The 25446-nt window shown below is 65.1% G+C and carries 21 protein-coding genes and 1 tRNA gene; 15 read left to right on the top strand and 7 right to left on the bottom strand.

Annotated elements, in window-relative coordinates:
• Window positions 1-2: 2 nt before the first annotated feature.
• From GAK28_RS23425 to GAK28_RS23415, 3 genes are all read left to right on the top strand, one after another.
• Window positions 3-2876 (top strand): type 2 lanthipeptide synthetase LanM family protein, encoded by a 2874-nt coding sequence (locus GAK28_RS23425; RefSeq protein ID WP_291785026.1) that lies wholly within the window; start codon window positions 3-5, stop codon window positions 2874-2876.
• Entirely contained in the window at window positions 2873-4747 is a 1875-nt protein-coding gene (locus tag GAK28_RS23420; protein ID WP_291785024.1) for an ABC transporter ATP-binding protein, read from the top strand. The genes GAK28_RS23425 and GAK28_RS23420 overlap by 4 nt, the downstream gene beginning before the upstream one ends.
• Window positions 4748-4966: 219 nt before the next feature.
• Window positions 4967-5476, top strand: a complete 510-nt coding sequence (locus GAK28_RS23415; RefSeq protein ID WP_291785022.1) for a nuclear transport factor 2 family protein — start codon at window positions 4967-4969, stop codon at window positions 5474-5476.
• 197 nt (window positions 5477-5673) lie between these two features.
• Here GAK28_RS23415 and GAK28_RS23410 read toward each other — a convergent pair whose 3' ends face one another.
• The 3 genes from GAK28_RS23410 to GAK28_RS23400 all read right to left on the bottom strand — a co-directional run bounded on the left by GAK28_RS23410 (window position 5674) and on the right by GAK28_RS23400 (window position 9778).
• Window positions 5674-8349, bottom strand: coding sequence for a M1 family metallopeptidase (locus GAK28_RS23410; RefSeq protein WP_291785020.1), 2676 nt, complete (start codon window positions 8347-8349; stop codon window positions 5674-5676).
• Between the two features lie 102 nt (window positions 8350-8451).
• On the bottom strand, window positions 8452-8994 hold the full coding sequence (locus GAK28_RS23405) for a carboxymuconolactone decarboxylase family protein (RefSeq protein WP_291785018.1): 543 nt from the start codon (window positions 8992-8994) through the stop codon (window positions 8452-8454).
• Window positions 8995-9229: 235 nt separating this feature from the next.
• The gene (locus tag GAK28_RS23400; RefSeq protein ID WP_291785016.1) at window positions 9230-9778 is read right to left on the bottom strand and encodes a peroxiredoxin; all 549 of its coding nucleotides are present in this window, start codon (window positions 9776-9778) and stop codon (window positions 9230-9232) included.
• A gap of 154 nt (window positions 9779-9932) precedes the next feature.
• Between GAK28_RS23400 and oxyR the strand changes: the two genes are divergently transcribed.
• Window positions 9933-10850: a DNA-binding transcriptional regulator OxyR gene (gene oxyR, locus GAK28_RS23395; protein WP_291785013.1), complete on the top strand. Its 918-nt coding sequence runs from the start codon at window positions 9933-9935 to the stop codon at window positions 10848-10850.
• Window positions 10851-10896: 46 nt separating this feature from the next.
• Entirely contained in the window at window positions 10897-11493 is a 597-nt protein-coding gene (locus GAK28_RS23390) for a hypothetical protein (RefSeq protein ID WP_291785011.1), read from the top strand.
• Here GAK28_RS23390 and GAK28_RS23385 read toward each other — a convergent pair.
• Entirely contained in the window at window positions 11487-12005 is a 519-nt protein-coding gene (locus tag GAK28_RS23385; RefSeq protein WP_291785009.1) for an adenine phosphoribosyltransferase, read from the bottom strand. The two genes, GAK28_RS23390 and GAK28_RS23385, sit on opposite strands and share 7 nt — an antisense overlap.
• 31 nt (window positions 12006-12036) lie before the next feature.
• Window positions 12037-12309 carry a DUF2007 domain-containing protein gene (locus tag GAK28_RS23380; RefSeq protein WP_291785007.1) on the bottom strand — a complete coding sequence of 91 codons (273 nt, stop codon included), beginning with the start codon at window positions 12307-12309 and terminating at the stop codon, window positions 12037-12039.
• Window positions 12310-12410: 101 nt separating this feature from the next.
• Here GAK28_RS23380 and GAK28_RS23375 point away from each other — a divergent pair, with 101 nt between their 5' ends.
• Window positions 12411-14138: a glutamine--tRNA ligase/YqeY domain fusion protein gene (locus tag GAK28_RS23375; RefSeq protein WP_291785005.1), complete on the top strand. Its 1728-nt coding sequence runs from the start codon at window positions 12411-12413 to the stop codon at window positions 14136-14138.
• Between the two features lie 54 nt (window positions 14139-14192).
• Here the strand turns inward: GAK28_RS23375 and GAK28_RS23370 are convergent, their stop codons facing one another.
• Window positions 14193-14630, bottom strand: coding sequence for a PACE efflux transporter (locus GAK28_RS23370; protein ID WP_291785003.1), 438 nt, complete (start codon window positions 14628-14630; stop codon window positions 14193-14195).
• 87 nt (window positions 14631-14717) lie between these two features.
• On the opposite strand from GAK28_RS23370, the gene GAK28_RS23365 reads away from it, so the two are divergent.
• The 8 genes from GAK28_RS23365 (at window position 14718) to GAK28_RS23330 (ending at window position 23082) form a co-directional block, all read left to right on the top strand.
• Window positions 14718-15644: a LysR family transcriptional regulator gene (locus GAK28_RS23365; protein ID WP_291785001.1), complete on the top strand. Its 927-nt coding sequence runs from the start codon at window positions 14718-14720 to the stop codon at window positions 15642-15644.
• A 90-nt stretch (window positions 15645-15734) separates the two neighbouring features.
• On the top strand, window positions 15735-17642 hold the full coding sequence (locus GAK28_RS23360; protein ID WP_291784999.1) for a hybrid sensor histidine kinase/response regulator: 1908 nt from the start codon (window positions 15735-15737) through the stop codon (window positions 17640-17642).
• A gap of 88 nt (window positions 17643-17730) precedes the next feature.
• The gene (locus GAK28_RS23355) at window positions 17731-18432 is read left to right on the top strand and encodes a response regulator transcription factor (RefSeq protein WP_291784997.1); all 702 of its coding nucleotides are present in this window, start codon (window positions 17731-17733) and stop codon (window positions 18430-18432) included.
• 66 nt (window positions 18433-18498) lie between these two features.
• A complete protein-coding gene (gene phnD, locus GAK28_RS23350; RefSeq protein ID WP_291784995.1) occupies window positions 18499-19503 on the top strand; it encodes a phosphate/phosphite/phosphonate ABC transporter substrate-binding protein in 1005 nt (334 codons plus the stop codon).
• A 127-nt stretch (window positions 19504-19630) separates the two neighbouring features.
• On the top strand, window positions 19631-21016 hold the full coding sequence (locus tag GAK28_RS23345; RefSeq protein WP_291784992.1) for a HAMP domain-containing sensor histidine kinase: 1386 nt from the start codon (window positions 19631-19633) through the stop codon (window positions 21014-21016).
• Window positions 21017-21090: 74 nt separating this feature from the next.
• The gene (locus GAK28_RS23340) at window positions 21091-22035 is read left to right on the top strand and encodes a DedA family protein/thiosulfate sulfurtransferase GlpE (protein ID WP_291784989.1); all 945 of its coding nucleotides are present in this window, start codon (window positions 21091-21093) and stop codon (window positions 22033-22035) included.
• Between the two features lie 65 nt (window positions 22036-22100).
• Window positions 22101-22176: transfer RNA gene (locus tag GAK28_RS23335), tRNA-Lys, on the top strand.
• Between the two features lie 357 nt (window positions 22177-22533).
• Window positions 22534-23082 carry a ricin-type beta-trefoil lectin domain protein gene (locus GAK28_RS23330; protein WP_291784987.1) on the top strand — a complete coding sequence of 183 codons (549 nt, stop codon included), beginning with the start codon at window positions 22534-22536 and terminating at the stop codon, window positions 23080-23082.
• Between the two features lie 855 nt (window positions 23083-23937).
• Here the strand turns inward: GAK28_RS23330 and GAK28_RS23325 are convergent.
• Window positions 23938-24165 (bottom strand): hypothetical protein, encoded by a 228-nt coding sequence (locus GAK28_RS23325; RefSeq protein WP_291784985.1) that lies wholly within the window; start codon window positions 24163-24165, stop codon window positions 23938-23940.
• 1063 nt (window positions 24166-25228) lie between these two features.
• Here GAK28_RS23325 and GAK28_RS23320 point away from each other — a divergent pair.
• Window positions 25229-25446: transposase (locus GAK28_RS23320; RefSeq protein ID WP_291784907.1), on the top strand; the 218-nt coding region annotated here is incomplete at its 3' end.

The following is a 25446-nucleotide window of genomic DNA, read 5'->3' as shown; positions in this document are numbered from 1 at the left end:
GCATGGCGTCCGTCACGGACGCCGGCGATTTCGATGTGTCGTTGGGCTGCCTGCTTCGCCCCGCCGTGGGTGGGCTGGCAGCCCAACTCGACACGATCGCCGGCCTGACCGATCGCGAACGCGGCGTGATCCTGGCCGCCGTGGACGAATCCCTGCATGCCGTGCTGCATGCGAGGCTAGCGCGCCTGCTGGTGCTGGAGCTGCACGAAGCCCGCAAGACGGGACGCCTGCATGCGGACACCAGCGAAGGGCGCTGGCACGAATTCCTGGCCATGTCGTCCACCGATACGTTCTGGGACGACCTGCGCCTCCATTACCCGACCCTCGCCTCGCGCGTCGGCCGCCTGGTCGAGCAACGCTGCGACGCGGCGCTATCGTTCGCGCGGCACTGGGCCGCCGATCGCCCGACCTTGTCGCCCCTGCTCGACGGTCGCGAACCGGGTGAGCTTTGGCAGCTCTCGTTCGGTGCCGGTGACAGCCACCGCGGTGGAAAAACCGTGGCGCTGCTGCATTGCGAAGGCGGCCGCCTGGTCTACAAGCCGCGCCCGATGGCCGTCGATGCCGCGCTGGCGGGTTTTCTCGCCCAGTTGCGTCCCGTGCATACCGAAGCGCTGGTGATGCGCCTGCCCCACTCCCTCGGCTTCGCCGAGCATGGCTGGAGCGCGCACGTCACGCATCGCCACGCGGAAAGCGACGACGAACTCCACGCGTTCTATCGCGGCATCGGCCAGTGGCTGGCCGTCATGCGATTGCTCGGCGGCACCGACCTGCATGCCGAGAACCTGATCGCGCACGGATCGCATCCCTACGTCATCGATTGCGAAACCCTGTTCACCCCACGTCGTACGCCACGCCCCTCCGGATTCGGCGCGGCGGTGGATCGCGCGGGGCAAACGGTGGATGGCACCGTCCTCAGCATCGGTATGCTGCCCGGTCGCGGCATGGGCCTGGGTTGGCGCGGCGTGGACATGTCCGCGCTAGGCGCGCTGCCCGGCCAGCAACCGGCGCTCGCGCAGCTGGACCTGATCGAGGCCGGCACCGACCGCGTACGCATAGGTACACGCATGGTCGCCGTGGAAGCCGCGGCGCAGAACCATCCCTGTCCCGAACCGGTGCTGTCGCGCTTCTGGCCCGATGTGCTGGCCGGCTTCGATTCGCTTACGGAAACCCTGCAAGCGCTTGACGCCGCCGGTGCGCTGCGTCCGATCCTCGGCAGTTTCGAACCCTGCCGCATCCGCGTCGTCACCCGCGCCACCGAGGTCTACGCGGAGCTGGGGCGCATGCTTTGGCACCCTGTCTCGTTGCACGACGAGGACGCGGCGCGCGAACGCGCCCGCGCCCTGCTCGAACGAATGGCAGGCAATGTCGCCACCGCACCGGGGTCGCCCACGGTCATCGCCGCCGAGATCGACGAACTGCTGGAAGGCGACATTCCGCTGTTCGAAACCACACCGGCGTACGGACGCCTGGATGGTCCGCGCGGCACGCGCTGGGGCAAGGTCGGCAACCTTGTCGACGAGGCCCTGCTGCATTGGCGGCATGCCGACTTCACCCTCGAACGCAACATCATCCACGCCGCGCTCGTCAGCGCGTACATCAACGAAGGCTGGGTGCCCGAAGAGACCTCGCTATGGCCCGAGCGCCCACGCCTGGGCGACCTGGATGCACGTCGTCGCCGCATCGCCGCCGACGTCCTGCGCGGCATCGTGGGCAGCGCCATCCTCGGCGAGGACGGCAGCATCGCCTGGATCGCCCCGGTGTTCGATCCCACGTTCGGCTGGGCCGTGCGTCCGCTGGGGCACGACGTCTACGGGGGCATCGCCGGCATCGCGCTGCTCGTCGCAGGTTATCGCCGCGAGATGCTGGCCGGACGCGCCGACCCCGTCACCGGGCTCGACGGCGTGCTCGCCGCCACGCTGCGCACGATGGATCTCGCGGAAGCGAAATGGGCTGCGCAACGCGCGGACGCCATCCGCATTCGTCCTCCGCAGGCCGGCGGTTACTTCGGCATCGGCTCGCTGATCTGGGTGCGCCTGCGCCTGCACGCGTGGGGCATCGATCCGCAAGGCGTGACCCATGCGATGGCGCTGGCCGACACGCTGCCCGACGCCGTCGCCGCCGACGACATGCCCGATGTGCTTTCCGGCACGGCTGGCGCGATTCCGGCCTTGCTGATGCTCCACCGCGCCAGCGGCGATGCCCGTTACCTGTCGATGGCTCGGGACTTCGCACGTATCCTCGGCGAGAAGGCCACCCGCGAGGGAGGCCGCGCATGGTGGCCCCATACCCAGTGGCCCGACGGCATCGGTGGTTTCGCCCACGGCACGACGGGTATCGGTTGGGCGTTGCGCCAGCTGAATCGTGTGGATGCCGATGCGGATCGCGAAATGCTCGAGCGCGAAGCGTTCGCCTTCGACGACGCGTTGTACGACGAGGCACTGGCCGGCTGGAAGGATCTTCGCCTGCTGCCCGGCGCGCCGACGGCGGCCGCCTGGTGCCATGGCGCCGTCGGTATCGCATTGTCACGTGCCGACGAGGACGGCGACGACGCGAAGCGACGCCTTCGCCGCGCGGCCCATGCCACCGCCACCCTCGGACTGGGCTGGAATCACTCCGTCTGCCATGGCGACGGTTCTGCCTGGGAGCTGCTGGACCTCGCCATCCGCGAAGGCGTGGCGCCGGGCGATCTCACCCGTGAATCGCTACTGGCCCACTGGCTCACCTCGATGGAAGACCACGGACCGGTATGCGGCATCGTGCGCGACGCGTTCGCGCCCGGCCTGATGTCCGGCCTGGGTGGCATCGCCTGGCAGTTGCTGCGTGCCGGCGAAGGCCACGAGCTGCCTTCCATCCTCACCATGGAAGACGGGGTGTGAGCGCGTCGGCCGACGACGCCCGACTGCACACACCACACTGGCGCATCGAGGACACGCCAGCGGACACCGGCGGCGCGATGGCGACCTTGCGTCGCCTGTCGATGTCGGTGCGCCCGGTGCTTTCGATCCTGCGACGGGCGGCGCCATGGTCGGCGGCCACGGTACTCGTGTCCCAGCTGGGCTCCGGCATCGCGACAGCCGGATCGCTGGTGCTGGCGGCCGACATCCTGAGGCGCTTGATCGAGGGACGTTTCACTCTCGATGTCATCGTGGCGCTTGCCCCGCCCCTTCTCGTCCTCGCCGTGGTGCAGGCGGTTCGCGTGGCACTCGACGCGGTGACCGCGCGTGCGCGCGCACGGCTGTCACCGAAGGTGCATCGACTGGCGGAGGAACAGTTGCTGGCCGCGGGACTCGACGTGCAGTTGTCGGCCTTCGACGATCCGGACTTCTACGACCAACTGCATCGAGCGAAGGAGCGCGGCATCCTGCACCTGGAAACTGCCACGGCCTCCGTCGTGGACCTGCTCTCTTCACTGGTTTCCGTCGGTGGCGCCACCCTCGCGCTGGCCGTGCTGCATCCTTTCCTGCCTGTGTTGATGCTGCTCGCCCTTTGGCCGGAGGCATGGGCGACGCTACGGGCGGCGAGCCTGCAATACGCGGCGATGGCCACCACCATCACCCTCACGCGGCAGGCACGACTCATCGGCGACCTCGCCATGGAGCGCGACGCGGCGGCGGAGCTTCGCGTCACCCAGGCACGCGATCATGTGACGAAAGAATTCGGGCAGGCCACGGCGGCACTCGAAGCGCACCTCGTGCAGCAGGGGCTCGCGGAGGCCCGCGCGGCGACATGGGGCCATGTATTCGCCGGTTTGGGCCAATGGGCTTCTTACATCGCGCTCGCGGCGATGCTGCATGCGGGATGGATCGGCCTCGCCGTCGCCGGTACGGCGATCATGGCGATGCGCAGCGCGGCGATGTCCGTGCAGCGGCTTGTCGTCGTCGCGCGGGAACTGTTCGAGAAAGGCCTCTACATCAGCGATTACCGCGGCTTCCTCGATACCGCTGGGCGACGTCGCAACCGCTCGGCAAGCGCGTCGGGCGAAGCACCTGCCTCGCCCGGCGACATCGCGGTCGAGCGGGTGACGTTCCGTTATGCGGGCGCGCCGAGCAACGCGCTGGACGATGTGAGCCTGCGCATCGCAAGGGGCGAAAGCATCGCCCTGGTCGGCGAGAACGGCTCGGGGAAAACCACTCTCGCCAAACTTATCGCCGGGCTCTATGAGCCCGAGCGGGGTTGTGTGCGTTGGGACGGCCTCAACCTGCGCGAGTTGTCGGCCGCGTCGATCGCCGACCGTGTCGCCATGGTCTTGCAGGAACCGCTGCGCTGGCCGCGCAGCGCGCGGGAAAACGTCAGGCTCGGTCGCCATACGCGTGTGGACGACCATGACGAGGCCTTGCTAGCGGCGGCACGCGAGGCCGGAGCGGATGAGGTCGTCGCGCGACTGGAACGGGGATGGGAAACCTTGCTGTCGCGGCAGTTCCACGGCGGACAGGAACTCTCCGGCGGACAATGGCAGCGCATGGCGATCGCTCGTGGACTGTATCGCGACGCGCGGCTGGTGATCTGGGACGAACCCACGTCCTCGCTGGATGCGAAGGCCGAATTCGCCGTGTACGAATCGCTGCGCCGGATGGCCCGGGATCGCACCGTGGTGCTGATCACGCATCGACTGGCAAGCATCCGCCATGCCGATCGCATCTGCTTCATGGAGCGCGGTCGCATCGTCGAGAAAGGCACCCACGACCAGTTGCTGGCGTTGGGCGGACGCTACGCGGAGATGTTCACGCTACAGGCCAGACTCATGTAGGAGCGCGCTTGCGCGCGATGGGAGTTGCGATAACCCCCATCGCGCGCAAGCGCGCTCCTACAGATTTGGCCACCCCGATTATGGGGCGGACCGTTCGATCAGCGCAGGAGCGTAGCGGCAACATGACGTACGCGATACTTGCGCGACATATCATGTTAGCGGAGACAATTTTCAGCAGTCCGGACTTTTTTTCGATCATGCATTGAACAGGGAGTTAACATGACGTCGAAGTTGTTACCGAGCATTGCCGTCGCACTTGGCTTGAGCGTGAGCGGCATCGCCATGGGTGATACGCCGCATCAGGGCGCGAATGATGAAGCCGGCATTCGCAAAGTGATCGACCAGTTCCAACAGGCGCTAAAGGACAAGAACAAGGATCATTTGCTCGCGTTGTTTATCGACGAGAATGCCCCGGTCATCGCATCGGCCAGTGATAAGACAATGGCCCGCGTGAGGCAGAAAAAAGCCGATGCCGCAAAAATCCTGCGCAAGACCAGTGGAAAGTTTGCCAACGAAATCGCGGAAGACACCTCATCCGGCGAAGAGCAGTTCAGCCATGTAAAGATCGACGCCGATAGCGATGTCGCAGCGGTGTCCTTCGACTTCACGTTTCTGAGCGACGGCAAACCCATGAACGTCGGCAAGGAAGCTTGGGTCCTCGTGAGAAGCGAGAGTGGTTGGAAGATCACCTCCATCGTTTACTCGATGAATTTCCCCGAAAGCAAGTAGATGGATGCGGCCGGGTTCGAGGAAGGCACCCACGACGCGTTGCTGGCATTGGGCGGATGCTACGCGGAGATGTTCACGCTAGAGGCCAGACGCCTGTAGGAGCGCGCTTGCGCGCGATGGGGGTTGCGATAATCCCCATCGCGCGCAAGCGCGCCCCTACAGGTTTGGCCACCCCGGTGACAGGGTGGCCCGTTCGATCAGCGCAGGATCGCCTTCGGGTCCTGCTTGGCCTTCAGCGCCGTGCAGAGCAGGATCGATTCGCTGGTCTGGGCCAGGCCACGCTCGGCGCCCGTGATCTTCGCCGCGCGATCCTTGAAGAACGCGTTCAGGCGATCCGCCTCGGCCTTCGAGCAACCGCCACCACCGGCCAGACCCGGCAGCTGACCGCCAGCAAAGCTGCCGGTGCGCTGCACGATCTTGTCGTAGTTGGCGAGGAACCAGGTCCACAGCTCGTTACGCGACGCCTCGGACGAACGGGCGCCACGCAGCACCATCGCCATCTCGCCGACCTTCACGTCCTTGCCCAGCGCGAAATCGCGGGCCTTGTTCGCCAAGGCCGGATCCTTCGCGTCGGCCAGGGCGCTGAGCATCGCGTTGCGCTTGGCCGGGTCGGAGGTCTTCGGGATCTCGGCGATCAGCGCGTCGACTGCGGGCGCACCATGCTCCTGCACCGACACGGCGAGCGCGTCGCCCAGCAGGTCCGGATCGGCGGTGTCGAGGTCGAGGTGGCCGTCCTTCATCTTCAGCGCGGCATCGCCCTGCTTGAGCAGTTCGGCACGTACTTCCGGTACGGCGATCTGGTCGTCGCTGAGGAAGCCGGCCAGCGCATTGCGGGTCAGCGTGTCGTTGTCCGGCTCGCCGGCCTTCTTGCGATAGCCCAGTTCCTTGAGCTTCGGCAGGTACGCGTCGGTGGCCCACTTGCGCAGGCGCTCGCGCTGCGCGTCGGTGGTCGCCTCGTTGGAGAGAATCCAGCCGAAGGTCAGCAAAGGCGCCGTGAACACTTCGCGCGTCTTCGACGCGGTCAGCGGCTTGTACGCGGCGAGCACGTCGCCCGCATCGAGGTCGCCGTGCTGGAAGCCCGCACGAACGGCGTCCGCATAGGCCAGCTGCTCGGCGTCGCTGAGCGAACCGACCACCTTGGCGAGCGCGGCGAGATCCGCCTTGCTCTGCGCGAAGCGGTAGTAACCGCGACCGTCAGCGTTAGGCAGCACCCAGGCGTTCTTCGCGGCGTCCTCAAGCACCATCGAACCGGTGGCCTTGTCGAACAGTTCGCACTTCACCTTGTTACCGCCACCGTTGGTCGCATAGCGCACGCACATCGGCACGCCCCACACGCGGTTCGTGTCGCCCGTGCTGCCCAGCGGCAGGTAGCGGTTCTGCGCCAGGTGCAGCACCGTCTTGCCGCCTTCGCTCTTCAGCTCGGTGGTGACGTACGGCACGCCGGACTGGTCGAGGAAGCTGTTGAACGCCTTCTTGAACGCATCGCCCTGACCAGCCGCCTCGGCGATCGAATCGACCAGGTCGTCAGCGGTGGCGTTGGCGAACTTGTGCTTCTGGATGTAGGCGCGCATGCCCTTCTGGAACACCGGTTCGGAGACATAGCCTTCGAACATGCCCAGCACCGCGGCGCCCTTCTGGTAGGTGATGCCGTCGAAAGCGGTCTCGATGTCGCCATTGCCGGTGATCGGCTGGCGGATCTTGCGGGCGCTGACCAGGCTGTCGTTGCCCATCGCGCCTTGCGCACCGCGCACACGGTCGAGGTCGGCGCGGTATTCCGGGTGCACCTTCTGCGTAACCTTCTGCTGCATCCAGGTCGCGAAGGCTTCGTTGAGCCAGAGGTCGTCCCACCAGGCCATCGTCACGGTGTCGCCGGTCCACTGGTGGGCCAGCTCGTGCGCGTTGACGTTGAACGAGCCGCGCACGTACTGCGCCGCCGAATCCGGATCGATCAGCAGCAGCCAGTCGCGGAAGGTGACCAGGCCGGCGTTTTCCATCGCGCCAGCGCTGAAATCCGGCGCGGCGAGCAGGTCGAGCTTGTCGAACGGATAGCCGAAGCCGTAGTAGTCCTCGAGCGTGTGAATGATCGAGTTCGTCTCACCCAGCACGTGCTGCATGCGATGGCCTTCACCCTTCGCAGCGATGCCGCGCAACGGCGTCGCGGTGGCGCGGTACTGAGTCGGGCTGATGTCCGGCCCCTTGACCACGTCCCACGGACCCACCGCGAAGGCGACGAGATAGGTCGGCAGCGGCTTGGTGGTGGAGAAGGTCAGCGTCTTCCAGCCCGCACCGGCTTTTTCTTCCTTGATCTGCGCGGTGTTGGCCACGCCCTGGTCGTCGGCGGGGATGGTCAGGCTGATGTCGTACGGCGTCTTGAACGACGGCTCGTCGAAACCCGGGAACGCGTAGCGCGCGGACACCGGCTCCATCTGCGTCATCGCATAGGGAATGCCCTCGTGCGAGACCTTGTAGAGGCCCTGGAGCTGCTTGTTGAGGGGGGCGGTGAATTCCAGCGCCAGGGTGATTTCACCCTCGAGCTTCGCACCGAGTTCGACACGGGCTACGCCTTCCTGTTCGGCGGCCACGGTGTATTTGCCCACGTGCTTCTTGCCCGCGGCGTCGGTGACGGTGACCTTGGAAACCTTGAGATCCTTGCCGTGCAGCCAGACGAAATCCGACGGCTGGGTCAGCTTGACCTTGATCGCGGTGGTGCCGGAGTAGTTTTCCTGCTTCGGGTCCACCTTGAACGAAAGCCGGTAGCTTTCGGGCTGGGCCCAGGTGGGCAGGTGGCCGAGGGGCGGCGCGTCGGCGGCGAAGGCGGCACCGCAGCTGGCGGCAAGCGCGGTCAGGAGGAGAGGGCGTACGAGACGACGCATGGCAGGAAAATCCCCTTTTGGATAATCCCGCCATCGTGCGAACAGGGGTGACCTTCGACACAGTGCCAGAAGGCACCCCTGTCATGCGGCGGCGCGTCAGGATCAACCCGCCGCGTCGGCCTGCTCGAGCACCACGGCCACGCCGTGGATCACCGAAGCGATGCGCACCGCGCTCTGGATGGCCTGAACGGAGATACCGCCGTCGCGCAGCACCTTGTCGTGCGAATCGATGCACATGCCGCAACCGTTCACGGCCGACACCGCCAGCGACACCAGCTCGAAGTCGTTCTTCGCGTCGCCCTTGTAGGCGCCGATGACATTCATACGCAGCTTGGCCGGGATGGAGGCGTATTCCGGGTGGCTGACCAGGTGCTGGAAGCGGTAGTAGATGTTATTCATGCCCATGATCGCGGCCGAACCCTTGGCGGCGGTGACCTGCTCGGCCGTGGCGTTCTCTTCGGCGAACACCGCGAGGGCTTCGGTCAGCGGCTTGTAGCGGGCGGCGATGGCCGAACCTAGCGCGACCATGGCGATCTGCGCCTTGTTGAGGCCCGGGGCACCGGCTTCGCTCAACACGGAGTCGAGGTTGAGCTTGAGGTCCTTGGCGTATTCGGGAAGCTTGCTACGAAGATCGGCGACGCTCATGGATGCACCTTCTTGATCGAATGGGAGATGGGAAAGGGGCGCGGAATGGCTCGGAGCGAAGGCCCCGGTTCACGCGGAAATGATGAGAGGTGTCGCTAGAGGGTTGTAGGAGCGTGCTTGCACGCGATGGGTGCTTGCGCGACCCCGATCGCGCGCAAGCGCGCTCCTACAGAGTGCCCGCGCCGCGCGGGGGAGGGAGGGAGGGATGCGGCGCGGGACGTCGAGCGTTGAAGGCTTAGGCGACCTTCAGGGTGTCGTCGCCGGCCTTCCAGTTGCAGGCGCACAGTTCGTCGGTCTGCAGGGCGTCGAGGACGCGCAGCACTTCGTCCGGGTTACGGCCGACCGAACCGGCGGTGACGTAGGCGAACTGGATTTCGCCGTTCGGATCGACCAGGAAGGTCGCGCGCTGGGCGACGCCGTCGTTGGTCAGGATGCCCAGAGCCGAGGTCAGCTCCTTCTTGATGTCCGCCAGCATCGGGAACTTGAGGTCCTTCAGGTCGGCGTGGTCCATGCGCCAGGCGCGGTGGACGAACTCGCTGTCGGTCGAGGCGGCCAGCACCTGGCAGTCACGGTCGGCAAACTGCTCGTTCAGGTCGCTGAAGCCCTTGATTTCGGTCGGGCACACGAAGGTGAAGTCCTTCGGGTAGAAGAAGACGAGCTTCCACTTGCCCTCGTAGGACTTGTCCGAAATGGTGGTGAAGGCGTCTTCGATCTTGTTGGCCAGCGGGCCGCCGTCGACAGCCAGCAGGTTGAATTCGGGGAACTTATCGCCAATGGTCAGCATGGATCGACTCTCCGTTGAGGGTTTTGGGTGAACTCTTTGCGCGTTTGGTTACGCGACTGAATCCTAAGGTTAGCGAGGCGCGTCGCATATCTCAAATCGATTGTAGGCATCAATGTGATAGGCTTTGACTATCACGAACCCCTAGAGCCGCCGCATGAACCTTCGGGACCTCCAGTACCTCGTCGCCCTGGCCGAATATCGCCATTTCGGCCGCGCCGCCGAGGCCAGCTTCGTCAGCCAGCCCACCCTTTCGACGCAGATCCGCAAGCTCGAGGACGAGCTTGGCGTGGCCTTGGTCGAACGTACGCCCCGAAAAGTCCTTCTTACGGAAACGGGCCGTGAAATCGCCCGCCGGGCCCGTGGCGTGCTGTCGCAGATCGACGAAATCAAATCCATCGCCCAGCGCACCCGCGACCCCGAGTCCGGCACGATCCGCCTCGGCATCTTCCCCACCCTGGGGCCGTACCTGCTGCCCCATGTGATTCCCCGCCTGCGCGAGCGCTTTCCGCGTCTGGAGCTGCTGCTGCGCGAGGAAAAGACCGAACAGGTACTGCACATGCTGCGCGAAGGCACCCTGGACGCGGGCATCCTCGCCCTGCCAGTCCATGACGAATCGCTGCATACGGAATTCCTGTTCGAAGAACCCTTCGTGCTGGCCGTGCCCGGCGGCCACGCACTGGCCGGACGCCGCTGCATGCGCATGGATGACCTCGCCGAGCAGAACCTGCTGCTCCTGGAGGACGGCCACTGCCTGCGCGATCAGGCCCTCGAGGTCTGCCACCTCTCCGGTGCAGGCGAGAAGACCGGCTTCCGCGCGACCAGCCTGGAAACCCTCCGGCAAATGGTCTCGGCCAACGTGGGCATCACGCTGCTGCCGGCCCTGGCGGTGAAGCCGCCCGTGGCGCAGTCGCCCAACGTCAGCCTGATCGAGTTCGCCGCACCGGCCCCGAGCCGACGCATCGCCATGCTCTGGCGCAAGAGTTCCGCCATGACGCCGTTCTTCGAGGCCCTGGCCGAAGTCATCCGCGACATCCCCGAGGAGCTGTTCGCCACCGGTGACTGTCAACCTTAGGCCGGCTCAACCGTTGCGTTCTCATCCCTCCGACGGTTTCCGCCGCATGCGCCTATGGCTCGCCCCGCTGCTCCTGTTGTGCGCATGGGCCGGCTTTGCCTGCTGGTCGCATGGAGGCGCCGCGAGGGCCAAGGGCGTGGTCGCGGCCCAGGCCCCGTTCCAGCACGATCTGGTGGACGCCTCGCCGATCGCGATGGCCGGCTTCACGCTGCAACCGCGGGCCACCTTCGACATGGATGCGCGGCTGCTGTCGCGCGAGGACTACCAGTTCGACGACCTGGCCCCGATCTCGCCCACGGATTTCGCCCTGGGCTGGGGCCGCATGTCGGATAACGCGGTGTTGCACCGCATCCGCATCTCGCAGTCCAACCGTCTCTACTACTGGTACTCCGGGCATTCGGACGAACCGCCGATCCCGCGCAAGGAAATCGAAAACTCCAGCGCCAACATGCACATGGTGCCGGCCAACGCGGACATCGCCGCCCGGATGCGCGATATCCGCCCGGGTGACGTCGTCCACGTGAAAGGCATGCTGGTCGACGTGCGCCGTGCCGACGGCTGGCGCCTTACCACGTCGCTGGTTCGTGACGACGACGGCCCCGCCGGCTGCGAGATCGTCCTCGTCCAGGCGCTGGATCAGTAAGCCACCAGCGCGTGCAGGGGCGCGGGCCCCAGCCAACGCTCACGGCCCTTCAGCGCGGCCAGCTCGATCACGACGCTGGCACCCGCCACCTCGGCACCAAACTGCTCGACCAGGCGACGCCCCGCGTCCAGCGTGCCGCCCGTGGCCAGCACGTCGTCCACGATGATGACCCGCTCTCCCTTCGACAGCGTGTGCTGGCCGATTTCCAGGCGGTCCTTGCCGTACTCCAGGCCGTAGTCGACGCCCACCACCGGCGGCGGCAGCTTGCCCTTCTTGCGCAGGGCGACGAAGCCCGCGCCAAGCGCCCGCGCCATGGCGGCGCCGAAGATGAAGCCACGGGATTCGATACCGCATACCGCGCCGATGCCCTGGTCGCGCCACGGCGCGCACAGCTGGTCGATGCACTGGTCGAACGCCTGGGCGTTGGCCAGCAGCGGGGTGATGTCCTTGAACAGGACGCCCGGGCACGGGAAGTCCGGCACGTCGCGGACGAGGTCGAAAATGGACGGCATGGAAAATCCTGGGGAAACGAAGGGGAACGGATCAGGCGGGAATGGTAACCGCGTCCAGATCGTCGTCGGCCGCCAGGGCGGCCCGGGCCTCGGCCAGTTGGGCATCGAGGGCACGCACGATGTCGTCGGCCTCGTCGGAGGCCGAATCCGGGACCATCACCGCGATGAAGTCGCGGGCCGGCAGCTGGCCGACCGCCCCGGTGAGGAATTCGCCGGCGATGAAGGCCGGGATACCGGCGTGCTCGAGCGCATCCTTCACCAGGTGGGCGTCGATCAGGGTCTCAGCGTGGTAGGCGGTCCGCATGGAGCCAAGCTAACCCGGTCGCCGGCCGTCCGGCAAGCGCCGACATCGCAAGAAAGGTAAACTCGGACGTTTGCCGCGACCCCACTTCCGAGTCCTTCGAGATGTCGACCGATACGCCCGTCCTGCAGCAGCACTTCATCCGCCAGATCGTCCGCGACGACCTGGCCTCCGGCAAGCACGCCAAGATCCACACGCGCTTCCCGCCGGAGCCGAACGGCTACCTGCACCTGGGTCATGCCAAGTCGATCTGCGTGAACTTCGGCCTAGCCAGCGAATCGGCCGGCACCTGCAACCTGCGCTTCGACGACACCAACCCATCGAAGGAAGACGTCGAGTACGTCGACGCCATCCAGCGTGACGTGAAGTGGCTGGGCTTCGAGTGGTCCGAACTGCGCCACGCCTCCGACTACTTCGAGGTGTTCTATCGCTCGGCGCTGAAGCTGATCCGCCTGGGCGTGGCCTACGTGGACGACCTCTCGGCCGAGGAAGTGCGCGAGTACCGCGGCACGCTGACCGAGCCCGGCCGCAACTCCCCCTACCGCGACCGCTCCGTCGAGGAAAACCTCGACCTCTTCCAGCGCATGCGCGCCGGCGAATTCGCCGACGGCAGCAAGACCCTGCGCGCGAAGATCGACATGGCCTCGGGCAACATCAACCTGCGCGACCCGGCCCTGTACCGCGTGCGCAAGGTGCACCACCAGAACACCGGCGACGCGTGGCCCATCTACCCGATGTACGACTTCGCGCATTCGCTCTCGGACGCGCTCGAAGGCATCACGCATTCGCTGTGCACGCTGGAATTCGAAGACCACCGTCCGCTTTACGACTGGTGCGTCGACCAGGTCGACCTCGCCAACGATCGCGACCTGTGGCAGCCGCTGGTCGATGCCGGCCTGCCCACCGTGCCGAGCAAGCCGCACCAGATCGAATTTTCCCGCGGCAACCTCAACTACACGGTGATGAGCAAGCGCAAGCTCATCACGCTGGTCACCGAAAACCTCGTGGACGGCTGGGACGACCCGCGCATGCCGACCATCGCCGGCGTGCGTCGTCGCGGCTTCACCCCGGCAGGCATCCGCCTGTTCTGGGAGCGCATCGGCGTCAGCAAGCAGAACAGCATCATCGACATGGGCGTGCTCGAAGGCTGCGTGCGCGAAGACCTCGACGGCAGCGCGCCGCGCCGTCTCGCCGTGATCGACCCGGTGAAGCTTGTCCTCACCAACCTCGCCGACGACCATCGCGAAACGCTGGTGTTCCCGAACCACCCGAAGGATGAATCCTTCGGTACGCGTGAGGTACCGTTCTCGCGCGAGCTGTGGATCGAGCGCGACGACTTCGCCGAAGTGCCTCCGAAGGGCTTCCATCGTCTGAAGCCCGAAGGCGAAGTGCGCCTTCGCGGCGTCGGCATCGTGCGTTGCGACGAAGTGGTGAAGAACGACGCCGGCGACATCGTCGAGCTGCGTTGCTCGCTCGATCCGGAAACGCGCACCGGCATGCCGGGCGCCGACCGCAAGGTGAAGGGCACCATCCACTGGGTAAGCGCCCGTGACGCCGTGCCGGCCACGGTGCGTCTGTACGACCGCCTGTTCGACGTCACCGATCCGGACGACGACACCGACGGCAAGACCTACAAGGATCACCTGAACCCGGAATCGCGCCGTGTCGTCCACGGCTATGTCGAACCGGCCGCCGCGGGTGCCTCACGCGAAGACCGCATGCAGTTCGAGCGCCTGGGCTATTTCGTGGCCGACATGCACGACCACACGCAGGACGCACCGGTGTTCAACCGCGTGGTGACTCTTCGCGACTCGTGGGCCAAGCAGTCGTGACGTAAAAAGCGGAAAGCGGCGGGAATCACCCCACCGCTTTCCGCTCGATGCATCTCATGCGGCGTCGGACAACGACCGTGCCGAGAGGGGAAGACCGAAAATACGGTCGAACGCCCAAGTGAAGACAAAGCTGTAGATAAAGAAGAACGTGATCGATCCGATGTTCAGCACGAACGCCGTCGGAAGCGATACGTCCAGCCACCAGGCCTGGAAAGGCACGGCCATGAGCAGCATGCCACCCTGGAATCCCGTGGCATGGGCGACCCGTCGAGCCGCGCTGCGTCCCCGGGTAGCCTGGCGTGATTCCCATGCCTCGAACAAGGTGTTGAAAATCAGGCTCCAGGTGATGGCCATCGTCGACATCGCCACCGCACAGATCATCGCCCTTGGGGTGCCTTGGTCCGACACCGAGGAAAACAACACGGTGAGGAAGACGACGGCGATGAACTCGTATAGGCCGGTGTAGACGGCCTTTCGTTTGAAGCCTTGCACGGGGAAGGTCCTGCTGGGGAATGAGCCCACTATTCTTCAGAAAACGCGTAACATAAAGTCGGCTACTTTGAGTTTTTCTCATAGATCATGGCGTTGTCGAGCGAAAGCGTTTCGGTCTTCCTGACGGTTCTCGACCGCGGCTCGTTCTCTGCGGCGGCCCGGGCCCTGGGGCGCGTGCCCTCGGCCGTCAGCCTTACGATTTCCCAACTGGAAACGGACCTCGGTGTCGCGCTTTTCGACCGGTCCGGGCGCGAACCCCAGCCCACCGACGCGGCCCGCGCCCTCGAACCTCGTGCCAGGCACATCGCCAGCCAGCTCCGGCAAATGGAAGCGGACGCCCTTTCCCTGCACCGCGGCCTGGAGCGACGCCTGACGATCGCGGTCGCCCCCGAGCTGGTATCCGCCCCCTGGGCCGCCCCATTGGCCGTCCTGGCCAACGAGTTCCCGTCGCTCGAGGTGGACGTCACATCGGCCCCCCAGCGAGACGCCCTGCGCCTGCTTCATGAGGGCCACGTGGACCTCGCCCTGGTCTTCCAGCGCGAACATCGGGACGAACGCGAAGGATTCGAACAAGTCGCCAGCGACGTCATGATGGCGGTTGTCGCCGCGACGTTCCGCCATCCGGGGCAGAAGCACCATGGCCTTCGCCTGGAAGACCTCCTGGACCTGCGCCAGATCGTCATGACTGGACGAAACAGTACGCACACCGATTCGCGCCTGATTCTCTCGCGTAACGTGTGGCACACGGACAATCAGTTCACCACGCTGCGCCTGGTCCAGGCCGGGCTCGGCTGGGCGCTCCTGCCGCGCGCGCTGGCCCAGCCGCTGATCGAGTCCGATGAGCTTCGAGCCCTCGACTTCGACAACACGGGCAATCAGCTGCATCTGCTGGTAGACATCGTCTGGTCACGCGAGCGGCCGCTCGGCCTCGCTGCGCGCCGACTGATCCAGTTGATGAAGCATGACGACGCGGTGCACGCGGCCTCGTCCCCCGCACAAAAGCCCATCACCTGATATACCGCCGGAAGGCCGATGCCGCGGCCCGGCGGTTCTGCGCTAGGCTGTCTTCCACGTTGCCAGGATGGCCGGTGACAGGGGAAGGCTATGCGTGACGTACCCGCTTCGTGGCTGGAAAAAGTGTGGCGCCGCACGTCCCTCGTGCAGCGCCTGACTTGCGTGGCGCTCGTGCCCACCGCCATCAGCGCGGTCCTGCTGGTGACCCTGCTCACCCGCCACCAGATGGACACCCTGCGCGACATGGGGCGCGCCACGGCCGACGCCATCGCCCAGCAGGCCGCCAGCGTCTCCGGCGAAGCGCTGCGCGATGGCCAGCGTCGGGATCTGGGCCGCATCGCCCAGTCCATCGTGCAACTGCCCCAGGTCTCGCGGGTGCGTATCAGCGCCCCCGACGGGGAGATCCTCGTCGATCGGGTGAACGGTTCGGTCGACGACGATGAAAGCCTCACCGTGTCGCGCGACGTGCTCGACCCGGAAGGCCATCGGGTGGTCGGTACGGTGTCGGTGGATGTCAGCGTGGAAGACGCCGTGACGGCGCAACGCGCCAGCGTGCACAACGCCCTGCTCTGGCTGGGCATGAGCCTGCTGCTTGCGGCGATGATCGGCTGGTCCACCGCGCGCTGGCTCAGCGCGCCTCTGCGCAACCTCGCCATCGCGGTGCGCCAGCTCGGCCTGGGCGACCGTACCGTGGTGGTCCCGGTAACCGACGACACCGAGATCGGCGACCTCCAGCGCGGCTTCAACGGTGCGGCATCGAAGCTGCTGCACGCCCAGATCGGCATGGAGCGCGAGATCGCCCACGCCACGGAAGAACTGGCCCGCAAGAATGCGGCCCTCGAAGCGGCCAGCGTGGCGAAGGCCCGTTTCCTCGCGGCCGCCTCCCACGATCTGCGCCAGCCTCTGTATGCCTTGACCCTGTTCTCGTCCGGCCTCGCCGTGGACGAATACGACCCGGTACGGCTCAACCGCATCGCCCACATCCAGGAATGCGTCGAGGCTCTCGACCACCTGTTCAGCGAACTGCTCGACCTATCCCGGCTGGAAACCGGCGCCATGCCGCCGATGCAACGGGACGTACCGCTGGACGAGGTCTTCGAGGAGGTCAGCGTGAACTTCCGGATGGTCGCCGAGCAGCACGACCTGCGCCTCGTCGTCCGCACCACCGATCTGTGGGTGCGTACCGATCGCACGATGCTGGCGCGCATCCTGAACAACCTGGTGAGCAACGCGCTGCGGTACACCCGCTGCGGTGGCGTGCTGGTCGGCGCGCGCCGCTGCCTCGACGGCACGGTGCGCGTGGATGTCTGGGACACGGGACCGGGCATCAGCCGGGAACACCTCCAGCACATCTTCGATGAGTTCTACCGCGTGGAAAACGGCACCGAGACCGGTCGCCTCGAAGGCACCCGGCGTGGCCTGGGCCTCGGCCTGTCCACCGTGCAGAAACTGGCCGACCTGCTGGGAACGCGGGCCATCGTCCGTTCGCGACCGGGCCGGGGAAGCGTCTTCTCGATCGTGCTACCCGAAGTCCAGGCCGGTGTCGCCGAGTCACCCGCCCCGACGCTAGCCCAGCCGATGCCCCGCCAGGACATCACAGGCATGCGGGTACTCGTGATCGACGACGAGCCCAGCATCCTCGCCGGCATCAGCTACCTGCTGGGAAGCTGGGGCTGCGAGGTGGTGACCGCTGAAGACGCGCAGCAGGCCATGGAAGCCGTGCACCTGTGGATGCAGCCCCCGGACATCGTGATATCAGACCTGAGGCTGCGCGAAGGCACGGGCCTGGACGTGATCGCCCTGCTCGATCGCTACTACCGGCGTCGTCCCGGCGATCCACCGCCGTTCGCGCGTGTGCTCATCACCGGGGAGACGCGCAGCGATTTCCTGCGAAACGTCGACCCGGCAACCACACAGGTGCTTTACAAGCCCGTTTCCCCGGACCGCCTGCACGATGTAATGGTTTCCGCCTGGTCTGTCCATCGGGCTGCCGTCTGAGCCGGATGGCTGGCTTGCCCAAGTGCCAAGGGAAGGCTATGTTGCCCGTTACGGGGTAGCCTGCGGCAGTGTGGGCGGAGGGACTGGCATGCGCATTCTGATCGCGGACGATCATCGCCTCATCATCGAGGGCGTGAAGCTCAAGCTTCGCGAACTGGGCGACGACGTCCACTTCATCGAAGCCGAATCCGTGGAGCAGCTGCGCGCCCGCCTGGCGGCGGCGCCGCTTCCCGATCTCGCGCTGATCGACATGGCCATGCCGGGAGCCGAAGACACCGCGCATATCCAGGAAGCCATCGAGACATTGCGCGAGGCCGACGACGAAACGGGCATAAGCCGCACGCGTCCCGTCGTGGTGCTGTCTGGCACCGAAGACTCCCAGGCAATCCGCCATGTCCTCGACCTCGGTGTGAAAGGCTACATCCCCAAGTCGTCACCACCGGATGTCATCCTCAATGCCGTCCGCCTCGTGATGGGGGGCGGCATCTATGTGCCTCCCGAGGCGATGAAGCCGGCCAGCCCGTCCAGCACCGCACCCAGTTTCCCGTTGAACGGCAACGGCCATGGCAACGGCAACCTGCCGACCAGGGAGCGCCTGGCGACGGTACTCACCGACCGCCAGATGGACGTGCTGAAGCTGCTGGCGAAGGGCAAGCCGAACAAGCGCATCGCGACCGACCTCGGCATCAGCGAGGGCACCGTCAAGATCCACCTGGCAGCGATCTTCCGTGCGCTGCATGTACGCAATCGTCTCGAGGCGCTGGTGGCGGCACAACACCTGGGCGACTGACGAGATCGTCTTACCGCGAAGGGGAGCGGCACAATCCGGGCAGGGGCGGACGCGATGCGACACGGCATGGCGAAACGACGTATGCGTGCATGGGGTTTCGCGCTGCTGGTCTGCGCGATGTGTCTATGCGCGAGAGCCGCGCAGGACGACGATCCCGCGGCCCCACTCACCTTCGGCATCCTTCCGATCGGCGGCCCCGCCGAATCGCTGGAAGCATGGCGCCCCATGCTGGACGACCTGCGACGCGCCCTGCAACGTCCCGTCCGCGCCGTCTCCGTCACCACCTATGAAGGCATCGCACAGGCGATCAGCGAGCAACGGGTGGATATCGCTTTTCTCTCCGGGCGACTCGCGCTGGATGCCGTGACCCGCCAGAACATGCAGGTGATCGCGCGACTGACGCGCGGCGACGGCTCTCGGGGATACACCGCCGTGCTGCTCGTCGCCGCCGATTCGAGTATCCGCAACGTCGAGCAGATGCTGTCGCAACGTGGCCGGTGGCGCTTCGCCCGTGGCGAGGCATTATCCGTTTCCGGTTACCTCGTTCCCGAGACGCAGTTGTTCGCGCCACGCGGTCTGGATTCCGACACGTTCTTCGCGAGCGTGCATGTCGATAACCACCAGAACAACGCGCTGGCCGTGGCCAACGGCGAAGTCGACGTGGCGACCAACAACAGCGCCGACCTGGAACGCTTCCGGCAGCGTTTTCCCGAGCAATACGCACGACTGCGCATCCTCTGGCGATCCTCGCTCATCCCGCACGCAGTGATCGTGGTGCGCAACGACCTTCCGCCTTCCCTGCGCTCGCGCATCGCCACCTTTATCACCGGCTACGCCAAGGGCAAGGACGCCACACGCGAAGCATCGAACCTTCGCCTTATCCACGACATCAGCGGCTTCGCCGCGACGGACAATGCGGAGCTGATCCCCTTCGCCGATATCGAATACAGCCTGGAAAAACGCCGAGCCACGTCTACGCAGTGGGTCAGCGAAGCCGCACGGGAATCCCGACTGAAGAAGATCGATACCGACCATGTCGCCGTGGTCAACCGACTGCGCGGACACCCCTAGGCATGCCCTATGCCTTTCGGTCTATGGCCCATGACCTAGGCCGGCCGGTTACGTCCCCTTGACTATCGCGCTTCGCCCCGGCCTTTCATAGATTCGTCATGAGACCCCGCGTCCCAAGGGCCGCATCATGATCGCGTCGCTTTCCTTTCATGGCACGACCGCGTCGCCCCATCGGCAGATCGTCCGCAAGGGACTGATGCCGATGATGCTGATCGCCCTCGCCCTGGTCGCGAGCCTTCTCATCCTCCACGGCCAGGCGCTCTCCGCCGAAGCACGCAACATCGCTCGTATACAAGCCATCCGCATCGCGGCTGCGCTGCCGCGCGGAGCGAGCAACGACGTGCTGCGTGTCGCGATGGCGCAGGCGCTGGCACGCAGCGTGCCGACCGGTCGCGCCGTGTTGCGGCAGGACGATGGCGGGATGGTCGTCGTGGACAGCGAGCGCCATCTTTCACCGCGATACACGCTCACCGTCCGACTCAACACGCCGGCCGGCGAGCTGGAGACCATCTCCGACGCGACCTCGCTACATGAAAGACGCCTGGCCGCCGCGTTCATGGGCCTATGGCTGGTCGCCGGCATCCTCTATGTCTTTTTCCTGTGCTCGCGCATGGCCGAGAACGAAAGCGCCGACGCGTTGCGTGGTCCGCGACTGCGTGTCGAACATGCGTTGCATCGTCGTCCGTCGGCCACGCGCCATACCGCCGACGGCGAGGCGGCCGCCCTCGAACGATTGCTCGTGGACCTGGACGATATCCGCGAGCGCCACGAGACCGCGATGGGTCAGGCCATGCGCCTGCGCCTTCACGACATCGCGCGACAGACCCGCTTCATCGAGCAACTGGGCGACCATTTTCGCCAGCCGTTGCATGCGCTGTCGCTATTCGTCGCCGGCATGCAGCCGGGCGACGACCTTCGCCAGCGCGGTGTGCAGGCGCAGATGCGCAGCAACCTGACACGGCTGGGCGAATTGCTCGACGGCCTGCTCGACCTCGCCCGCTTTGATGCGGGGGCCATCGAACCCGAGCCCGTGCCCCTGCTCGCCGCCGAACTGTTCGTGCGCCAGCGTACGGCCACCGCCGGCGACGCGGGACGCCTGGGCGTGAGCATCCACTGGCGTGGCGGCCGCACCGCGCTGCACGGTGATCCCGCGCTGCTCGGCGAATTGCTCCATCGCCTGCTGATCAGCGCCATCGCCAGCACGCCGCATGGCCGCGTCCTCGTCGCCATTCGGCGCCGCGGCGACGATGTCCGCCTCGAAGTGCGGGACAACGGCATGGGCTTCGATCCGGACCAGCAGGCCCGGATCTTCGACGGCCTCGCCCGTCTTCCCGGGCATCCGGGGCTCGGACTGGGCCTCGCCGTCGCTCGCCGCATCGCCGATACGCTAGGCGGGCGCATCGGTGTCCGCTCGTTTCCCGGCCGCGGCACCCTCTACTGGGTAAGCTTGCCCGGCGCAGCCGGCGGCACGCCCCATGCGCCCGTTTCGGTGAAACGCTTCACGGCACTTTGAGCCGCCCCTGTCCGCCGGCCCCATACAGGCGTATCGTGGCGGCGATCCACACGGGATCGATCGAGGATGTGGTCGTGACGAGCGTCAACTGGACGGAAACGGCGCCCATGGTGGCGTTCGTGGCAACCTTCGCGGCCGCCATCGGCCTGCCGGTTCCGGCCATGCCCACCCTGATCCTCGTCGGCAGTGGCCTCGCCACGTCGCACTCGCCGCTGCTCGTCGCCTCGACCTTCATCGGCGCCCTGGCCGGCGCCTTCGCCGGCGACGCCGCCTGGTTTCTTACCGGCCGCCGGTTCGGCTACCGCGTGCTCGACGGCCTCTGCCGCATCTCGCTCTCGCCCGATACCTGCGTGCGACGGGCCAGTGGCTTTTTCGAAAAACGGGGCGTGAAGCTGCTTCTGATCTCGCGCTTCGTCCCCGGGCTGTCGCTGGTCGCCATCCCCATCGCCGGCGCAGGCGATACCCGCTTCTCGCGCTTCACCCTCTACGACCTGCTCGGCGCCGCCCTGTGGATCGCCGTCGGCCTGTTCACCGGCCTGGTGTTCTACCAGCAGATCGACGCCGTGCTCGCCCTGCTGCGGGAGTTTGGCGTGGGTCTCGCCGCGCTGGCCGCCGTGGGCCTGCTGCTGTGGATCGGCTTCCGCTTCTTCCGGCGCCAGTTGCTCATCATGAGCTTTCGCCGCGCCCGGATCTCGGTGGACGAGTTGGTCCTGCTGCTGGCGAACGATCCCGGCGCCCTGATCGTGGATGTCCGCTCGACCTCCAGTCGCCGCGACGATCCGTACGTGATCCCCGGCTCGCACCTGTTCGACTTCGCCTCGGCGGACAGCTCCCTGGCCACCCTGCCCCGGCACACCTCGGTGGTGATCTACTGCTCGTGCCCCAACGAGGCCTCCGCCGCCAAGGTCGCCGAACGCCTCGCGAAACTGGGCTTCTCGGACGTCCACCCCCTCACCGGCGGCCTGGACGCCTGGCGGGCATCGGGCCGCGACGTGCAGGCCATCGTCGCCTCCACCTGAACAACACGCCCCTGCGACTTGTGCCCCCCTTCCCCGCCGACTAAACTACGCGGCTTCTCGCGTATGGGTCGTTAGCTCAGTCGGTAGAGCAGCGGACTTTTAATCCGTAGGTCGACGGTTCGAGTCCGTCACGACCCACCAGTTAAATCAACTGGTTACCATTCGCCAATGCTAGAAATTGCCCTTGATCCGTAAAAAGAGCCGTAAATATCGGCATTGACATCGGTCATGTCGGAGGTACTTTTCTATGGGGGTAGGCGCCCATCTGGTGCGCACCCAGCACGCCCATCAACGAGTCCAATGAGGCCGTGGCCTCGATCAGGCCCGGGACGGCCCCGTGTCGTCGCCTGTAATCAGCGGGCAAGCTGGTGTGCCAAGCCTAGCCGCCGACAGCGCTGGGATAATCCGATGACATTTTGTAGGGGAAAACCTACAGACGGATCAGAGGCCTTCCTGCACGATGTCGCGCCGCATGCTGCGGCTCACCAGAGATAACTCATGAAGTACATTTTACTTGGCCTGCTGGCACTCGCCGGCCTGTCCGGGACGAGCGGCGCGCGAGCGCAAGTTGCTCCATCGACAGCTATCGTTTCCAGCCTGACCAACCAGTGCTGGGATGTGGTTGACTATTCGAAGGACGACGGTGCCATCATCCAGCTTTACCCCTGCACCGGAACGTCAAATCAATCGTGGGCATTTCAGGTGTACGCCTTCAACGCCGAAGCTCCGATGGCGCGAATCGTTAACGTCAACTCGGGTATGTGTGCGGCCGTCGAGAGCAGCAATCCGGCCAGCGGTGCCATAGGACTCCGCCAGCATCCGTGCAATACGAACGATCCGCTTCAGCAGTTTACGATTGAAGCCCCCCTGCGAAGCGTCACGTTCGGAACCAATACTTTTCCGATCCCGCTTGTGGCCCGCCACATCGTCAGCGTAGCCACTCACTGGTGCATGAAGGCCGACGCCACCTTCTACCGCCCCTTCGAAGCAAGTGGCTGCGGCGAAACGGGCGATCAGTCCACGCGGTGGAGGATGGTGGGCATCTGATAGGACGGATCGAAGGTCCCGAAGCTGGTAAGGCCGAGTAGCGACGTCATTCGCCAAGCGGCTCGATTAGTTCGGGGCCTTTGTTCTTCGGGTAACCAACGGCCTTCTGCACGCACATGCGCGCCGGATCTCGCATCGCTCGATTGGTGGGTGCACCGTCTGCAACCGCGAACGCGTCGAGGAATGGGAGCGCATGAACGGACCGCTGTCGCCGACTAAAGCGGGGTAGGCTCGACCGGCGCTAAATCCTGCCTATGGTAGGTTCCTCGATCTCCTCGCCTTCCTTCGACAGCCATGGCGCTACATTGGTGACTCGAATTCAGCGAGGACGAACATGTCGACCGAAGAAGAATCGATCGCCGCAAAATTCGCCGTATGGTGCCTCCGCTGCGAGCGGGCGTATAGCGCTCGTGAATTCCGCAAAGTGGATGGCGTTCGCCTGTGCCCTTATCCGGATTGCGACGGCGACGCCGCTCTAGACCAATGGGACTGGGCACGGATTCGGCACGAGAACCCTATCTATCCTGCGTCACCCTTAAGGGGGCATTTCTACCCGCTGCATGCCCGTCGTCGCTGACAGGTAAGCGAACACCTAGTCGTCAAGCGCACATTCCCAACGGGTGTCCATCCAGCCGACAGGTCTGTTAGCGTGCCATTCGATGTTACGCGCAAGCGCATCGCTGATGGGGTCATCTCGAAGGAGACCGATCAATGTTTGACCATCGACACCGGCAACAAGCTGTCCAAGGATGCGCCAAGACGACACGCCACTTCGTTGATACTCAAACACCAGATGCCGGAGATTAGCTCGCCTGCGCGTCTGGCCGATCGAGTGAATCATTTGTAGTTCGGCGCTCAACGAGGGCTGGCCGCCGAAATGGTGCGTTGATCTAGCGCAGCGCGCGCTTCGATAGCCTTCGTCTCAGCAACAATCAGCGCCTCCTTTTGAGTGCGTGCTGGCGTGGGGCTAATCCAAGCTTCGACGACATCTCCGGCCTCATCGAAGATTTCGAACGAGCCCACGTAACCACCCATCCTATGTGATGTGACTGCGTAGCCGCAGGTGTAACGCGTGTCCGTCATGATGCAAACTCCAGCATTCAGGTTGGCTACGGTAGGGCATGCGACGCTAACGTCCGGTCAACGCGAGCAGAGAAGCCCGTTGCTAAGGGCAATCTCCCGCAGGTTAACAAGGGCGGGAATATTGGCTTCCAGGCGCCAAGTGTGTCACCGTGGGGGCAGAGAACGGTCTCGGCCATACTGCGCCGCCTCCCACGGGGAATACGCCCTGGCCTCTAATCGGCTCCCCACCGGATATCTCACATGCATACCCTACCAAAGCCCATGCGGCTCGTCTTTTCGTGCACCGATCGATCAGGCGCCCCAGTTAAAGTCGCCGTCACTGCAACTCGAGATGGCGAATCGCGCCCTTGGGTGTGGCATGCCGTCTTCCCAGGCACGGGCGAACCGCCTGCTGAGATGCTCGGCTCGTCCATTCATTTTGGAGAGATCGAGTCGGATATCTGTGCAAGAGTGAAGCGCCTCAAATCGCTCAGCGGCGTATTGATGAAAGGTGAGCTGAGCGCGTTGTAAGAACTGATTTCAAAAAAATCCTGAAGCTTATGAATCAGGATTCATCAGATTTTAGTCTGCGACGCTAGTCTGTCCGTTCGTCCAAGGGAGCCTTTAGATCGGTACGAAAGATTCGCCATTTTCCGTCCTCTCCCTCGATATTCACAAAGGCTACCTGACCACACTGAACCGACTCCCTTGCTCTATCGGTGGCGAAGCCAATAGCTCGAACGCGAACTGAAAAGCTGCAAATCCGCCCCTCATGCAGAAGCGTCCAGTAGCCCTCATCGTTCGGCAGTAGTGGTATATCGAATAAGACCATCGTCGCACCCTCACGAGTGCGATTTTCGAAAAGTCCACTGTCAAGATTCCATGAAGCCGCCGTAGAAGATTAGTGGAGGCCATTTTTTTCCCCTAATAATCGACGACGACGATCCTACTAGCCACTGGGCCGCCATCCTTTGCAACCTCTATCTACCCCGGGATAGACGGGCATGCCTTTATTGCGTCTGATCTTGCCCCCGTTTCACGGACACCCCTATAAGCGATTAACTATCGCAATAGGAGGTGGACGATGACCAAGAGCAAGGCAGGCAGAAAGGGGCAGGAGTTCAGCCTGGAGTTCAGGCAGCAGGCACTGTTGCGAGCGGCCACAGAAGGGGTAACCACGGTGGCTCGTGATCTGGGGTTGCAGCCTGCCCAGCTGTACAGTTGGCGCGCCCAGGCGCGGCGGCACGACCAGGACGATCAGGCACAACGCTTGGAGTTGGCCGAACATGCACGGCTCAAACG

The sequence above is a fragment of the Luteibacter sp. genome, from assembly GCF_009912395.1.
GTDB lineage: Bacteria > Pseudomonadota > Gammaproteobacteria > Xanthomonadales > Rhodanobacteraceae > Luteibacter.
Note: the sequence above shows the minus strand (reverse complement) of the source record. Positions and strands in the feature narration are given on the sequence as shown.